This window comes from Micromonospora sp. CPCC 205539, assembly GCF_036906815.1.
In the GTDB taxonomy this organism is placed as follows: Bacteria; Actinomycetota; Actinomycetes; order Mycobacteriales; family Micromonosporaceae; genus Micromonospora.
In genome coordinates, this window is record NZ_JBAKHW010000046.1 from 15,569 (window position 1) to 30,495 (window position 14,927).

A 14,927-nucleotide genomic window follows, 5' to 3' on the forward strand; every position below is an offset into this window, starting at 1 on the left:
CGATGTTCGAGCGGGTGGTACGGCCCTGGCTGTTCCGGCTGGGGGACGGGGACGCCGAGGCGGCGCACGAGTGGACGCTGCGGCGGCTGGGTGCGCTGTCCCGGCAGCCGGCCGCGCTCGCGGCGCTGCGGGCCCGGTACGCGGTCCACGCGCCGCGCACGGTGTTCGGCGTGCGGTTCCCCAACCCGGTCGGTCTGGCCGCCGGAATGGACAAGGACGGCGCGGCGTTGCCGGCCTGGCCGGCGCTGGGCTTCGGCTTCGTCGAGGTCGGCACGGTCACCGCACACGCCCAGCCGGGCAACCCCCGGCCGCGGCTGTTCCGGCTGCCGACCAGTGAGGCCGTGGTCAACCGGATGGGCTTCAACAACGCCGGCGCCGCCGCGCTGGCCGCCCGGCTGGCGGCGCTGCCGCGCCCGATCGGGGTGCCGCTGGGCATCTCGCTCGGCAAGTCCAAGGTGACGCCGCTCGACGAGGCGGTCGAGGACTACCTCGCCTCGTACCAGGCGCTGCGCGGGCACGGCGACTACTTCGCGGTGAACGTCTCGTCACCGAACACGCCGGGGCTGCGCTCGTTGCAGGACCGGGCGCACCTGGACGCGCTGCTCGCCGCGTTGGTGGGGGAGAAGCCGGTGCTGGTCAAGATCGCCCCGGACCTGACCGAGGCGGCGATCGCCGAGCTGCTGGAGGTCTGCCTGGCCCGGGGCGCGGCCGGGGTGATCGCCACGAACACCACGCTGGCCCGTGACGGGCTCGCTCCGGTCGACGCCGAGCGTGGGGCGCAGGCCGGCGGCCTCTCCGGCCGTCCGCTCACCGGCCGGGCCCGGGAGGTCGTCGCCTTCGTGCAGCGGGAGACCGGCGGCCGGCTGCCGATCATCGGGGTGGGCGGGGTACTCGACCCGGACGACGCGGCCCGGATGTTCGACGCCGGGGCCGCCCTGGTGCAGCTCTACACCGGCTTCATCTACCGGGGGCCGGCCCTGGTCCGTGCCACCGCCCGCGCGACGGCCGTGTCCCCGGCACCGGATCCGGTCGCCGGCCGGTGACGTGCCCGCTGCCCGGCGGCCCGCCACCTGCTCTTCCCCGTCCTTTGCTCTGCTTCAACCCACGCGACGGCCGCCGTCCGGTATCCGGACATCCGGTGGTGCGCCCGTTGAAGCAGAGCAAAGGCGGCCGATGTGTATCCCGAGCCGGCCACGCCGCGCCGGGAGCCGTGTCCTGCGCCGTGCCCACCGACGTTTGGAAGGAGCGCCTGTGACGCCCGAGGAGATCCTGGCTGTCGACCGGGCGCACGTGTGGCACCCGTACGCGGCGCTGCCCCCGGCCAGCCCGCCGTACGTCGTGCGCAGCGCCGAGGGTGTACGGCTGCGCCTGGCCGACGGGCGGGAGCTGGTGGACGGGATGTCGTCCTGGTGGGCGGCGATCCACGGCTACCGCCACCCGACGCTCGACGCGGCGGTGACCGACCAGCTCGGCCGGATGAGCCACGTGATGTTCGGCGGTCTCACCCACGAGCCCGCGGTGCAACTCGCCCGGACCCTGGTCGAGCTGACCCCGGACGGCCTGGAGCACGTCTTCCTGGCCGACTCCGGGTCGGTGAGCGTCGAGGTGGCCGTGAAGATGTGCCTGCAGTACCAGCGGGCCGTCGGCCGGCCGCAACGGCGTCGGCTGGCCACCTGGCGGGGTGGCTACCACGGCGACACGTTCCACCCGATGAGCGTCTGTGACCCGGAGGGCGGGATGCACCACCTCTGGGGTGACGTGCTGCCCCGGCAGGTCTTCGCCCCGGTCCCGCCGGGCGGCTTCACCGATCCGCCGGACGAGGCGTACGTGGCGGCGTTGGTGGACACGGTCGAGCGGCACGCCGACGAACTGGCCGCGGTGATCGTCGAGCCGGTGGTGCAGGGCGCGGGCGGGATGCGTTTCCACCATCCGGGGTACCTGCGGGCGCTGCGCGAGGTGACCCGCGCGCACGGGGTGCTGCTGATCTTCGACGAGATCGCCACCGGCTTCGGCCGTACCGGCACCCTGTTCGCCGCCGAGCATGCCGGCGTGACCCCGGACGTGATGTGCGTGGGCAAGGCCCTGACGGGCGGTTACCTGACCATGGCGGCGACGCTCTGCACTCCGCAGGTGGCCCAGGGCATCTCCGCCGACGGCGTGCTGGCGCACGGCCCCACCTTCATGGGCAATCCGCTGGCCTGTGCGGTGGCCAACGCCTCCATCGGGCTGTTGCTCGCCGGAGACTGGGCGGCGCAGGTGGCCAGGGTCGGCGCGGGCCTGCGAGCCGGGCTGGAGCCGTTGCGCGGCACGCCGGGCGTGGCCGACGTGCGGGTGCTGGGCGCGATCGGGGTGGTCCAGCTCGACCACGAGGTCGACCTCGGCGCGGCCACCGCGGCGGCCGCCGACCGGGGGGTGTGGCTGCGGCCGTTCCGCGATCTGGTCTACACCATGCCGCCGTACGTCACGGACGACGCCGACCTGGCCCGCATCGCGGCCGGGGTGGCGGCGGCGGTGGCGGCCGGCTGAGCGGTCGGCAGAAGCAGCAGAGGTACGCCGGGCGGGCCCGCCGCCCGAACGAGGAGAGGGGAAGTACCGGATGGAGAGCTTCGGCACCCGGCTGCACCGGGCGGTGACCGAGCGAGGGCCGCTCTGCGTGGGCATCGATCCACATCCCGGTCTGCTGGCCGCATGGGGCCTCGCCGACGACGTCGAGGGGCTCGAGCGGTTCGCTCGGACCGTGGTGGACGCCCTCGGTGACCGGGTTGCGGTGGTGAAGCCTCAGTCGGCCTTTTTCGAGCGGTTCGGCTCCCGCGGCGTCGCGATTCTTGAGTCAACTATCCGACAGTTACGCGAGGCTGGTTCGCTCGTTCTGCTGGACGTCAAGCGCGGTGACATCGGCTCGACGGTCAGCGCGTACGCCGCCGCGTACCTCGACCCATCCAGCCCGCTGTATGTCGACGCGGTCACCGCGAGTCCCTACCTGGGGGTGGGTTCGCTGGCGCCGATGTTCGAGCTGGCCGCCCAGCACGGCGGCGGGGTTTTCGTGCTGGCGCTCACCTCCAACCCCGAGGGAGCCGCCGTGCAGCGGGCCCGCACGGCCGACGGCCGCACCGTGGCGCAAACGGTGATCGACGAGATTTCCCAGCTCAACAAGGGTGCGGACCCGCTCGGTAGCTTCGGTCTGGTGGTCGGCGCGACCATTGGTGACACCGGTCACGACCTCTCCGGTGTGGGGGGTCCGCTGCTCGCTCCGGGCCTCGGCGCACAGGGTGCCGGCGCTGCGGATCTGCGGACCGTGTTCGGTCCGAGCCTCGCCACGGTACTCCCGTCGTACTCCCGGGAAGTCCTGTCCGCAGGACCGGACGTCGCCTCCCTGCGGGCCGCCGCGGACCGGGTGCTGGCCGAGTGTCGGTCCGTGCTGGCCACCCGATGACTGACTGACGGCTCGGTCACTTTGCGGTGATCGTGGCGCGTCCACGTTGCCGAAAGCTCCGCTGACCGCTAGTTTTCCCCGCGCTGGGAACCACGGACCCCTTGGTTCACAGCGACACCACGTTTCACAGATGCGGCGGTGCGCCCCGCCCGCCGCGATAGGGACCTGAGGAGAACTGGTGCCGCTCCCGTCACTAACCCCCGAACAGCGCGCTGCCGCGCTCGAGAAGGCCGCGGAGATCCGCAAGGCCCGTGCCGAGCTGAAGGAGCAGCTCAAGCAGGGCAAGACCACCCTCGGTGCCGTCCTCGAGCGCGCCGAGAGCGACGACGTCGTGGGCAAGCTCAAGGTCTCGGCCGTCCTGCAGGCGATGCCGGGCATCGGCAAGATCCGGGCTACCCAGATCATGGAGAAGCTCAAGATCGCCGACAGCCGTCGCCTGCGCGGCCTTGGCGAGCAGCAGCGCAAGGCACTGCTTGGAGAGTTCGCCGCCAACTGAACCTGGCAGCGTGTAGAAACAAGCAGTGAGCACGGATGACGAGGCGCGCCCGGCGGCTCGGCTCACTGTCCTGGCTGGACCTTCGGGTGCCGGCAGGGAGAGTGTCGTCGAGCTTGTCCGGGCGCGTTCTCCGTCCGTGTGGATCCCGGTGCCGGCAACGACGCGGCCGCGCCGGGAGCAGGAGGTCGACGGGGTCGACCGGGTCTTCCTGGCCCCCGCCGAGTTCGATCGGCGGGTGGCTGTCGGCGAGCTGCTGGAGTGGTCCCGCGCGGGCCCGCACCGCCGCGGCACGCCGGAGCTGCCGTTGCTCTCCCGGCTCGCCGCCGGGCAGCCGGTGCTGCTCCCGCTCGACGTGCCCGGGGCCCTGCTGGTCCGGGCACGATTGCCCGATGCCCGGCTGGTGCTGCTGAGTCCGCCGGGGCGCCGGCTGGACGCGGCCGCCGCAGCGGCCTTCGAGTACGCCCTGACGCACGACCACGCCGATCGGGTGGTCGAGGAGCTGGTAGGCTTACTCGGTTCTTCTTATCCGGATCCGGCCTGGTTGCGCCTGCGCGGCTGACGACCGGCCGTGGTTGAGACTCAGCACCGCGTCCGCGCGGCTCGAAAGACGCAGAGGTTAATTCGTGGGATCCATCGCCAACCCCGAAGGCATCACCAACCCGCCGATCGACGAGCTCCTCGAGAAGACGACGTCGAAGTACGCGCTGGTCATCTTCGCCGCCAAGCGCGCGCGCCAGGTCAACGCCTACTACAGCCAGCTCGGTGAGGGCCTCCTGGAGTACGTCGGCCCGCTCGTCGAGACCACCCCCCAGGAGAAGCCCCTCTCCATCGCCATGCGCGAGATCAACGCGGGCCTGCTCACCGCCGAGCCGACCGACCAGCCGTAAGCCCCCGTCCGTCGATGTCCGCCGGGATCGTCCTCGGGGTCGGCGGTGGCATCGCCGCCTACAAGGCGTGTGAGCTGCTGCGGCTCTTCACCGAATCGGGTCACCAGGTCCGCGTCGTGCCGACCGCGTCGGCGCTCCGGTTCGTCGGGGCGCCGACCTGGGCGGCGCTCTCCGGCCAGCCGGTCGCCGACGACGTCTGGTCCGACGTGCACGAGGTGCCGCACGTCCGGCTCGGCCAGCAGGCCGACCTGGTGGTGGTCGCACCGACCACCGCCGACCTGCTCGCCAAGGCGGCGCACGGGCTCGCCGACGACCTGCTGACCACCACGTTGCTGACCGCGCGGTGCCCCGTGGTGCTGGCTCCGGCCATGCACACCGAGATGTGGGAGCACCCGGCCACCGTGGCCAACGTCGCCACGCTGCGCGCCCGTGGGGTCCGGGTCATCGAGCCGGCCGTCGGGCGGCTCACCGGCGTCGACACCGGCAAGGGTCGTCTGCCCGACCCGGCGGAGATCTTCGCGGTCGCCCGCCGGGCGCTGGCCCGGGGCGCGCACGCCCCCGCCGACCTGGCCGGCCGCCGGGTGGTGGTCACCGCCGGCGGCACCCGTGAGCCGCTGGATCCGGTGCGCTTCCTGGGTAACCGCTCCTCCGGCAAGCAGGGCTACGCCTTCGCCCGCGCGGCGGTCGCGCGAGGTGCCCGGGTCACCCTGATCGCGGCCAACGTCTCCCTCGCCGACCCCGCCGGGGTCGACCTGGTGCGGGTGGGCACCACCGCCGAGTTGCGGGAGGCGACGCTGAAGGCCGCCCTCGAGGCCGACGCCGTGGTGATGGCGGCGGCTCCGGCGGATTTCCGACCGGCGGCGTACGCGCCTGGCAAAATCAAGAAGGCCGACGACGGCGTCGCGCCCACCATCGAGCTCGTCACCAACCCGGACATCGCGGCCGAGCTCGGCCAGCGTCGCCGGCCGGAGCAGGTGTTGGTGGTGTTCGCCGCCGAGACCGGCGACGCCGAGGCCAACGGCCGGGCGAAACTCGCCCGGAAGCGCGCCGACCTGATCGTGGTCAACGAGGTCGGGCAGGACAAGGTCTTCGGCGCGGACACCAACACGGCGACGGTCATCGGCGCGGACGGCACGGTCAGCCGCCTGCCCGAGCAGGCCAAGGAAGATCTGGCCGACGCCGTCTGGGATCTCGTCGTGGCGCGACTGTCCGGTGGTCGTGCCTGACGGGTGGAACGACCGCAACCGCCCACGACACCTGCGGGAGTGGTGACTACACTCCCGCAGAACGACTTCCACACGTTTAGGAGTGCCGTGACACGCCGCCTCTTCACGTCCGAATCGGTCACGGAAGGCCACCCGGACAAGATCGCCGACCAGATCAGCGATGGCATTCTCGACGCGCTACTCACCGAGGACCCGCACAGCCGCGTCGCGGTGGAGACTCTGATCACCACGGGTCAGGTGCACATCGCGGGTGAGGTGACCACCCAGGCGTACGCCGACATCGCGAGCATCGTCCGCCGGACCATCCTCGACATCGGCTACGACTCGTCGAAGAAGGGCTTCGACGGCGCGTCCTGTGGCGTCAGCGTCTCCATCGGCGCCCAGTCCCCGGACATCGCGCAGGGTGTGGACAACGCCTTCGAGCTGCGCACCGGCGCATCGGAGAGCGCGCTGGACGCGCAGGGCGCCGGCGACCAGGGCATGATGTTCGGCTTCGCCTGCTCCGAGACGCCCGAGCTGATGCCGGTGCCGATCGCGCTGGCCCACCGGCTGGCCCGCCGGCTGGCCGCGGTGCGCAAGGACGGGACGATCCCGTACCTGCGGCCGGACGGCAAGACCCAGGTCACCATCGAGTACGAGGGGCTGCGCCCGGTCCGGCTGAACACGGTGGTCGTGTCCAGCCAGCACGCCGCGGACATCTCGCTGGAGTCGCTGCTCACCCCCGACGTGCGGGACCACGTCATCGCCCCGGAGCTGGAGAGTCTTGGCCTCGACACCGAGGGCTACCGGCTGTTGGTCAACCCGACCGGCCGGTTCGAGATCGGTGGCCCGATGGGTGACGCCGGCCTGACCGGCCGCAAGATCATCGTCGACACCTACGGCGGGTACGCCCGGCACGGTGGCGGTGCCTTCTCCGGCAAGGACCCGTCCAAGGTGGACCGGTCGGCCGCGTACGCGATGCGCTGGGTGGCCAAGAACGTGGTCGCTGCCGGCCTGGCCGAGCGGTGCGAGGCGCAGGTCGCCTACGCCATCGGCAAGGCGCACCCGGTCAGCCTGTTCATCGAGACGTTCGGCACCGAGACCGTGCCGGTCGCCTCGATCGAGAAGGCCGTTTCCGAGGTGTTCGACCTGCGCCCGGCCGCGATCATCCGGGACCTCAACCTGCTCCGCCCGATCTACCAGCAGACCGCCGCGTACGGCCACTTCGGCCGCGAGCTGCCGGATCTGACCTGGGAGAGCACCGACCGGGCCGCCGACCTCAAGTCGGCCGCGGGAGCCTGACCGGCACCAGGCGTAGCGACCGGCGACCCGCGGACGGGGCGCCGGTCGCTCGCGTCTGCGTGGACGTTCCGCTGGCGCACCTGGACCGGCCGTTCGACTATCTGGTGCCGGCCGAGCTGGACGCCCAGGCGGTCCCCGGCACCCGGGTGAAGGTGCGCTTCGCCGGGCAGCTCGTCGACGGTTGGCTACTGGACCGTGCCGACGACTCCGGGCACACCGGCCGCCTCGCCTACCTGGAGAAGGTGGTGTCGCCGGAGCCGGTGCTCGCGCCGGAGATCGCTCAGCTCGCCCGCGCGGTCGCCGACCGCTACGCGGGCAGCCTGGCCGACGTGCTCCGACTCGCCGTGCCGCCCCGGCACGCCCGCGTGGAGAAGGAAGCCCGCAGCGACCAGCCCACCGCGGCGGACCCGACCGCCGCCGACGGAACGGGCGGGCCCGCAGCCGTTGGCGGGCCTGGCGGGTCCGTTGACCCGCGCGGCTGGCGGGACTATCCGGCCGGGCCCGCCCTGCTGCGCGCGTTCACCGACGGCCGGGCACCCCGTGCGGTGTGGTCGGCGCTGCCCGGCGAGGACTGGGCCGCCCGCTACGCCGACGCGGTAGCCGCCACGGTGGCCGGGGGACGCGGGGCGGTGGTCGTGGTGGCCGACGCCCGCGACCTCGACCGGCTGGACGCGGCGCTCACCCACGTGCTCGGTCCGGGGCGGCACGTCAGCCTCTCCGCCGCGCTCGGTCCGTCCCGGCGCTACCGCGCGTTCCTCGCCGCCCGGCGCGGTGAGGTGCCGGTGGTGATCGGCACCCGGGCCGCGATGTTCGCCCCGGTGGACCGGCTCGGCCTGGTCGCCGTCTGGGACGACGGCGACGACCTGCACGCCGAACCGCGATCCCCGTATCCGCACGCCCGCGACGTGCTGCTCACCCGCGCCCAGCTCGCCGAGGCGGGCGCCCTGGTCGGCGGGTACGCCCGCACCGCCGAGGCGCAGCTTCTGGTGGAGACCGGCTGGGCCCGGGAGGTCCTCGCCGACCGGGCGACCGTGCGGGCGCGTACCCCGGCCATCGTGCCGACCGGCGACGACCCGCAGCTGGCCCGCGATCCGGGGGCGGCCACCGCCCGGCTGCCCAGCCTGGCCTGGACGGCGGCCCGGGACGCCGTCCGGGCGGATCTGCCGGTGCTGGTGCAGGTGCCCCGGCGCGGCTACCTGCCCTCGATCTCCTGCGCGGACTGCCGGACCCCGGCCCGCTGTGCGCACTGCGCCGGCCCGCTCGCGCTGCCCTCGGCCGGTGGCATCCCGGCCTGCCGTTGGTGTGCCCGGGTCGCCGCCGCGTACGCCTGCCCGCAGTGCGGTGGGCGGCGGTTGCGCGCCGCGGTGACCGGCGCCCGGCGTACCGCCGAGGAGCTGGGCCGGGCGTTTCCCGGCGTGCCGGTGCGCACCTCGGGCCGCGAGGAGGTGCTGACCGACGTGCCCTCCGGCGCGGCCCTGGTGGTCGCCACCCCGGGCGCCGAGCCGGTCGCCGAGGGCGGTTACGGCGCGGTGCTGCTGCTCGACTCGTGGGCCCTGCTGACCCGGGCCGACCTGCGCGCCGGTGAGGAGGCGCTACGCCGCTGGCTGGCCGCCGCGGCACTGGCCCGTCCGGCGCCGGTCGGCCGGGTGGTGGTGGTCGCCGACGGCGCGCTCGCACCGGTGCAGGCGCTGCTGCGCTGGGACGCCGGCTGGTTCGCCGGCCGGGAGTTGGCCGAGCGTCGCGAGCTGGGCTTCCCGCCGGCGGTACGGATGGCCAGCGTCACCGGGCCGGCCGAGGCGGTGGCCGACCTGCTCGCCGCGGCCCGGCTGCCCGCCGACGCCGAGGTGCTCGGGCCGGTGCCGGCCGAGGAGGGCCGGGAGCGGATGTTGGTCCGGGTGCCCCGCGCTCGGGCCGCCGCGCTCGCCGAGGCGCTGCACGTGGCCGCCGGGGTGCGCGCCGCCCGTAAGGCCGCCGACCCGGTCCGCCTCCAGGTCGATCCGCTGAGCCTGTTCTGAGCCCGCCGGCCGGTGCCGACGGCCGGCCGACCTGGCCCGGAACGCCCCTGCTCGCACACCTCGTCCGGCAATGTGGTGGCGTCGGGGTGGTAGCATCGCCCGTCATGCCCGGGCGCACGACGGCTCACTGGTCGCGGCGCGGCGGCCGAAGCGACGCGATGTCGATGTTGTCAAACAGCCGGTGATCAGGGGTGGACCAGTCGTGACCGTTCGACAATCGATCGTCTTCAACGGCGACCTCGGCAGCGGCAAGAGCACCGTGTCGGTCGAGATCGCCAAGCGGCTCGGGATGCGCCGGGTCAGCGTGGGTGACCTCTACCGGGAGATGGCGCAGCAGCGGCAGATGACCGCCCTGCAGCTCAACCTGCACGCCGAGCTCGACCAGGCCGTGGACGGCTACGTCGACCAGCTCCAGCGGAACATCGCCGCCTCCGGTGAGCACCTCGTCATGGACTCCCGGCTGGCCTGGCACTTCTTCACCGACGCGCTCAAGGTGCACATGATCACCGAGCCGGGTGAGGCGGCCCGTCGGGTGCTGGCCCGCCCCTCCGGGCCGGCGGAGAGCTACGCCTCGCTGGAGGAGGCCACCGCCAAGCTGCGTGAGCGCAGCGAGAGCGAGCGTTCCCGGTTCATCGTCCGCTACGGGGTGGACAAGGCCCGTCTGCGCAACTACGACCTGATCTGCGACAGCACCCGGGCGTCCGCCGCCGAGGTGATCGAGCACATCATCGCCGCGTACGAGGGGACCCTCGGCGCCGACGTGCTGCGCGACGGCCCGCCGCTGCTGCTGCTCGACCCGGCCCGCGTCTACCCGACCGAGGACATCGCCACCCTGCGCGGGCTGTGGGACACCGAGTTCGTCGGGGACGTGGCCGAGGCCGGTGACGAGGCGCTGGAGCCGCTGAAGATCGGCTTCACCGGTGAGTACTTCTTCGTGGTCGACGGCCACCGCCGGCTCAGCGCGGCCCTGCAGAACGGCTTCTCCCTGGTCCCCGCCCAGCTCGTCGCGGAGGTCGACGAGCCGGTCGTCGGTGGGCTGAGCGCGATCGACTATTTCGCCGCGCAGGTGCGCCCCGGCCTGGTCTACGACTGGGAGGCGGCCCACAAGATCCAGCTGCCGCTGCCGGACCCCGCGCTGCTGGGCGGCGACGCGGTGCTCGCCGGGGAGCCGGGCGCGAGCGCCTGAGGGAGCCCGGCCGGCGTCTCGTCCGATCCGGCGGGGGTGCCGGATGTCGGCGGCGTGGGCATGATGAAGCCTTCGACGCATCGACGGGGAGGCCGGCCATGGACGCTGCCGAGGCGCTCACACTGCTCATGTCGCCGCAGGGGCGGATCGATCCGTACCCGACGTACGAGCGGCTGCGCGCGCACGGGCCGGTGGTGCAGGCCATGCCGGGCCTGTACGTGGTGACCGGCTACGCGGAGGTCGACGAGCTGTTGCGCCACCCCCGCCTCGGGGTGCTCGACGACGCCATGCGGGACCAGGTCTGGCCGGACTGGCGCAAGAGCGCGGCGGTGTCGTCGATCGCCCGGTCGATGCTGCGGACCAACCCGCCCGACCACAGCAGGATGCGCCGCCTCGCCGCCGGTGCGTTCAGCCCGCGCCGGATCGCCGGGATGCGCGACGTGGTGCGCGCCCAGGCCGAGGAGCTCGTCGACGCGATGGTGCGCCGGGCCTCCGACGGTGCGCCGGTCGACGTGCTGGCGGACTTCGCGTACCCGCTGCCGGTGGCGGTGATCTGCGCGCTGCTCGGCGTACCGGAGGCCGACCGGCCGCAGTTCCGGCGGTGGGCCGGCGACCTGACCGGGGTGCTGGAGCCGGAGATCACCACCGCGGAGCTGGCCGCCGCCGACGCCGGCGCCGCCGAGCTGGGTGCCTACTTCGCCGAGCTGGTCGCCGCACGCCGTAGCGCGCCGGCCGACGACCTGACCACGGCGCTGGTCCAGGTGCACGACACCGACGGCGAGCGGCTCACCGGCGTCGAGCTGCTGGCGAACCTGGTGCTGCTGCTGGTCGCCGGCTTCGAGACCACCACCAACCTGCTCGGCAACGGCCTCGTGGTGCTGCTGCGGCACCCCGAGGCCGCCGCCGCGCTGCGCGCCGACCCCGGGCTGGCCCCGGCGTACGTCGAGGAGCTGCTGCGCTACGACTCCCCGGTGCAGTTGACCACCCGGACCAGCACCGCGCCGGTGCGCACCGGCGGGCTCGACCTGCCGGCCGGCAGCACGGCGTTGTTGCTGCTGGGCGCGGCCAACCGGGATCCGCGCCGGTTTCCCGACCCGCAGCGGTTCGACCCGGCCCGCGACCAGGCGCACCCGCTGTCCTTCGGTGCGGGCCCGCACTACTGCCTCGGCGCCGGGCTGGCCCGGCTGGAGGCGCAGGTGGCCTTCCCGTTGCTGCTGCGTCGGCTGCCCGAGCTGGCCCTCGCCGGGACGCCCGAGCACCGGACCCGGCTGACCCTGCGCGGTTACCAGAGCCTGCCGGTGACGCTCGGCACACCAGCGGTCGCCGATCGAGGTACGCCGGCCGGGGCCGCTTCGGGGCATCCGTAGACTGGTACGCACCGCTCGTCCCACCCATGAAGGAGCCGTCCCGCGTGACCGTCCAGCCCATCCGTCTTTTTGGGGATCCGGTGCTGCGCACGCCGGCCGATCCGGTGGTCGACTTCGACGCCGAGCTGCGTCGGCTCGTCGCCGACCTGACCGACACGATGCGTGAGCAGAACGGCGCCGGCCTGGCCGCGCCGCAGCTCGGAGTGGGCCTGCGGGTCTTCACCTTCGACGTCGACGACGTGCTCGGGCACCTGGTCAACCCGGTGCTCGAGTTTCCCGACGAGGAGGAGCAGGACGGCCCGGAGGGCTGCCTGTCCATCCCCGGGCTCTACTTCGACACCAAGCGTCGGCAGAACGTCATCGCCAAGGGGTTCACCTCGTTCGGCGACCCGGTGCAGTTCGTCGGCACCGGGCTGATGGCCCGCTGCGTGCAGCACGAGACCGACCACCTCGACGGGGTGCTCTTCCTCGACCGGCTGGATTCGGAGGGTCGCAAGGAAGCGATGAAGGCGATCCGCCAGGCCGACTGGTACGACGGGGCAGCGCCGCCGACGATCAAACTGAGCCCGCACATCAGCGATCCCTTCGGTCTGGGTCGGTGACCCGGATGCGCGTGATCTTCGCCGGCACGCCGGCCGTGGCCGTTCCCGCGCTGGCCGCCGTCGCGGCCTCCGGGCACGAGGTGGTCGCCGTGGTGACCCGGCCCGACGCACCCGCCGGGCGCGGGCGTGGCCTGTCCCGGTCTCCGGTCGGCGAGTGGGCCGACGAGCACGGCGTCGAGGTGCTCACCCCGGCCCGTCCCCGGGAGCCGGAGTTCCTCGACCGGCTGCGGGAGCTGGCACCGGACTGCGTCCCGGTGGTCGCGTACGGCGCGCTGGTGCCGCCGGCCGCACTGGAGATCCCCCGGTACGGCTGGATCAACCTGCACTTCTCGCTGCTGCCCGCCTGGCGCGGTGCCGCGCCGGTCCAGCACGCGGTGCTGCACGGCGACGAGCTGACCGGGGCCAGCGTCTTCCAACTGGAGCAGGGCCTGGACACCGGCCCGGTCTTCGGCACCCTGACCGACGAGATCCGCGCTGGCGACACCTCCGGTGACCTGCTGGAGCGGCTCGCCGAGTCCGGCGCCGGGCTGCTGGTGGCGGTCCTCGACGCGATCGCCGCCGGCACCGTCCGGGCCGAGCCGCAGCCGGCCGACGGGGTGTCGCTGGCACCGAAGCTGACCGTGGAGGACGCGCGCGTGCGCTGGACCGACCCCGCCTTCGCCGTGGACCGGCGAATCCGGGCCTGCACCCCGGCCCCGGGCGCCTGGACGATGTTCCGCGGCGAGCGGGTCAAGCTCGGGCCGGTCGTGGCGGCGGCCGACGGCCCCGATCTGAAACCGGGTGAGTTGCTGGTGGAGAAGGCCCGGGTGCTGGCCGGCACGGCCACCGTGCCGGTGCGGCTGGGCGAGGTCCGGGCCGCGGGTAAGCGGGCCATGCCGGCGACCGACTGGGCGCGCGGCGTCCGGGTCGGCACCGGCGAGGACTTCGCGTGACGGCCCCGGAGGGTACGCGCCCGATGCGCGGCGGCCCGGCGGGCGGTCGCGGTGGGGACCGCCGGCCGGCCCGGCCGCCGATGGACCGGCCCCGGCGTGCGGCGTACGAGGCTCTGGCCGCGGTGCACCGCGACGACGCGTTCGCCAATCTGGTGCTGCCGACCATCCTGCGCGAGGAGGGGCTCTTCGGCCGGGACGCGGCCTTCGCCACCGAGCTGACCTACGGCACCCTGCGCAACCTGGGCACGCTGGACGCGATCCTCACCGAGGCGGCCGGCCGGGACGTGGCCCGGATCGACCCGCCGGCGCGGGACGCGCTGCGGCTCGGCGCGTACCAGTTGTTGCACACCCGGGTGCCGGCGCACGCCGCGGTCTCCTCGACCGTGGATCTGGTCCGCGCGGTCGCGCCGGGTGCCGCGGGGTTCGCCAACGCGGTGCTGCGTGAGGTGTCAACTCTTGACCTGGACGGCTGGGTGGCGAAGCTCGCCCCGTCGATGGAGACCGACCCGGTGGGGCACCTGGCGCTGGCGTACAGCCACCCGCAGTGGATCGTGCGGGCCTTCGCCGAGTCGCTCGGCGGCGACCTGGGCGAGACGGCCCGGCTGCTGATCGAGGACAATGAGCGTCCGCCCGTGCACCTGTGCGCCCGGCCCGGTCTGATCGACCCGGTCGAGCTGGCCGACCAGGTCGGCGGCGCGCCCGGCGCGTTCTCGCCGTACGCCGTCTATCTGCCGGGCGGCGCGCCCGGCGACCTGCCGGCGGTGGTCGACGGCCGGGCCCACGTCCAGGACGAGGGCTCCCAGTTGGTGGCCAGTGCGCTCGCCGACGCGCCGCTGGACGGCCCGGACGGGCGCTGGCTGGACCTGTGCGCCGGGCCGGGCGGCAAGGCCGGGCTGTTGGGCGCCCTCGCCGCGCAGCGCGGCGCGCGGGTGACCGCGGTCGAGGTGGCCGAGCACCGGGCCCGGCTCGTCTCCCAGGCGACCCGGGGTCTGCCGGTGACCGTGCTGGCGATGGACGGCCGCGAGGTCGGCGGCGACCCGAAGCTGCCTGAGGGGCACTTCGACCGGGTGCTGGTGGACGCCCCGTGCACCGGCCTGGGGTCGCTGCGTCGCCGGCCCGAGTCGCGTTGGCGCCGCCAGCCCTCCGACCTGCCGCCGCTGACCCGGCTGCAACGGGAGCTGCTCGGCGCGGCACTGCGGGCGGTCCGTCCGGGTGGCCTGGTCGCCTACGTCACCTGCTCGCCGCACACGGTGGAGACCCACGTGACGGTGACCGAGGCGGCCCGCCGCAGCGGGGTGCCGGCGGACTTCGTCGACGCCCGGCCACTGCTGCCGGCCGGCATGCCCGGTCTGGGTGACGGGCCGACCGTGCAGCTCTGGCCGCACCGGCACGGCACCGACGCGATGTTCCTCGCGGTCCTCCGCCGGGGCTGACCTGCCGAACGACAGGGCCCCGGGGACGACGCTCGCGGTCGTACCCCGGGGAAGTCCGAGGGCCACGGG

The 14,927-nt window shown here is 74.0% G+C and carries 14 protein-coding genes; all 14 read left to right on the plus strand.

Annotation, left to right across the window (positions count from 1 at the left end; genetic code table 11):
- Window positions 1-2 precede the first annotated feature (2 nt).
- The gene (locus V6V47_RS28290) at window positions 3-1,043 is read left to right on the plus strand and encodes a quinone-dependent dihydroorotate dehydrogenase (protein WP_334631438.1); all 1,041 of its coding nucleotides are present in this window, start codon (window positions 3-5) and stop codon (window positions 1,041-1,043) included.
- 208 nt (window positions 1,044-1,251) lie between these two features.
- Window positions 1,252-2,526 carry an adenosylmethionine--8-amino-7-oxononanoate transaminase gene (locus V6V47_RS28295; protein WP_334631422.1) on the plus strand — a complete coding sequence of 425 codons (1,275 nt, stop codon included), beginning with the start codon at window positions 1,252-1,254 and terminating at the stop codon, window positions 2,524-2,526.
- Between the two features lie 70 nt (window positions 2,527-2,596).
- Complete coding sequence (gene pyrF / locus V6V47_RS28300) at window positions 2,597-3,433, plus strand: orotidine-5'-phosphate decarboxylase (RefSeq protein ID WP_334631424.1); 837 nt, start codon at window positions 2,597-2,599, stop codon at window positions 3,431-3,433.
- Window positions 3,434-3,611: 178 nt separating this feature from the next.
- The gene (mihF, locus tag V6V47_RS28305) at window positions 3,612-3,929 is read left to right on the plus strand and encodes an integration host factor, actinobacterial type (protein WP_007458370.1); all 318 of its coding nucleotides are present in this window, start codon (window positions 3,612-3,614) and stop codon (window positions 3,927-3,929) included.
- A gap of 25 nt (window positions 3,930-3,954) precedes the next feature.
- Window positions 3,955-4,488 (plus strand): guanylate kinase, encoded by a 534-nt coding sequence (locus tag V6V47_RS28310; RefSeq protein WP_334631425.1) that lies wholly within the window; start codon window positions 3,955-3,957, stop codon window positions 4,486-4,488.
- Window positions 4,489-4,552: 64 nt separating this feature from the next.
- Window positions 4,553-4,816 carry a DNA-directed RNA polymerase subunit omega gene (gene rpoZ / locus V6V47_RS28315; protein WP_007075826.1) on the plus strand — a complete coding sequence of 88 codons (264 nt, stop codon included), beginning with the start codon at window positions 4,553-4,555 and terminating at the stop codon, window positions 4,814-4,816.
- Between the two features lie 14 nt (window positions 4,817-4,830).
- Window positions 4,831-6,042: a bifunctional phosphopantothenoylcysteine decarboxylase/phosphopantothenate--cysteine ligase CoaBC gene (gene coaBC, locus V6V47_RS28320; RefSeq protein ID WP_334631427.1), complete on the plus strand. Its 1,212-nt coding sequence runs from the start codon at window positions 4,831-4,833 to the stop codon at window positions 6,040-6,042.
- 87 nt (window positions 6,043-6,129) lie between these two features.
- Window positions 6,130-7,323: a methionine adenosyltransferase gene (metK, locus tag V6V47_RS28325; RefSeq protein WP_334631429.1), complete on the plus strand. Its 1,194-nt coding sequence runs from the start codon at window positions 6,130-6,132 to the stop codon at window positions 7,321-7,323.
- A 59-nt stretch (window positions 7,324-7,382) separates the two neighbouring features.
- A complete protein-coding gene (locus V6V47_RS28330) occupies window positions 7,383-9,338 on the plus strand; it encodes a primosomal protein N' (protein WP_334631430.1) in 1,956 nt (651 codons plus the stop codon).
- A 202-nt stretch (window positions 9,339-9,540) separates the two neighbouring features.
- Complete coding sequence (locus tag V6V47_RS28335; protein WP_334631432.1) at window positions 9,541-10,524, plus strand: AAA family ATPase; 984 nt, start codon at window positions 9,541-9,543, stop codon at window positions 10,522-10,524.
- A gap of 98 nt (window positions 10,525-10,622) precedes the next feature.
- Window positions 10,623-11,891 carry a cytochrome P450 gene (locus V6V47_RS28340; RefSeq protein ID WP_334631433.1) on the plus strand — a complete coding sequence of 423 codons (1,269 nt, stop codon included), beginning with the start codon at window positions 10,623-10,625 and terminating at the stop codon, window positions 11,889-11,891.
- 44 nt (window positions 11,892-11,935) lie between these two features.
- A complete protein-coding gene (def, locus tag V6V47_RS28345) occupies window positions 11,936-12,493 on the plus strand; it encodes a peptide deformylase (protein WP_334631434.1) in 558 nt (185 codons plus the stop codon).
- Between the two features lie 5 nt (window positions 12,494-12,498).
- Entirely contained in the window at window positions 12,499-13,425 is a 927-nt protein-coding gene (fmt, locus tag V6V47_RS28350) for a methionyl-tRNA formyltransferase (RefSeq protein ID WP_334631435.1), read from the plus strand.
- A 23-nt stretch (window positions 13,426-13,448) separates the two neighbouring features.
- On the plus strand, window positions 13,449-14,858 hold the full coding sequence (locus tag V6V47_RS28355; protein ID WP_334631439.1) for an RsmB/NOP family class I SAM-dependent RNA methyltransferase: 1,410 nt from the start codon (window positions 13,449-13,451) through the stop codon (window positions 14,856-14,858).
- The last annotated feature ends 69 nt before the right edge of the window (window positions 14,859-14,927 follow it).

Bases quoted from the DNA above. Each gene is read 5' to 3' on its own strand.
- V6V47_RS28290 (WP_334631438.1), top strand. From the start codon at position 3: ATGTTCGAGCGGGTGGTACGGCCCTGGCTGTTCCGGCTGGGGGACGGG.
- pyrF (WP_334631424.1), top strand. From the start codon at position 2,597: ATGGAGAGCTTCGGCACCCGGCTGCACCGGGCGGTGACCGAGCGAGGG.
- V6V47_RS28355 (WP_334631439.1), top strand. From the start codon at position 13,449: ATGCGCGGCGGCCCGGCGGGCGGTCGCGGTGGGGACCGCCGGCCGGCC.
- V6V47_RS28340 (WP_334631433.1), top strand. From the start codon at position 10,623: ATGGACGCTGCCGAGGCGCTCACACTGCTCATGTCGCCGCAGGGGCGG.
- coaBC (WP_334631427.1), top strand. From the start codon at position 4,831: ATGTCCGCCGGGATCGTCCTCGGGGTCGGCGGTGGCATCGCCGCCTAC.
- fmt (WP_334631435.1), top strand. From the start codon at position 12,499: ATGCGCGTGATCTTCGCCGGCACGCCGGCCGTGGCCGTTCCCGCGCTG.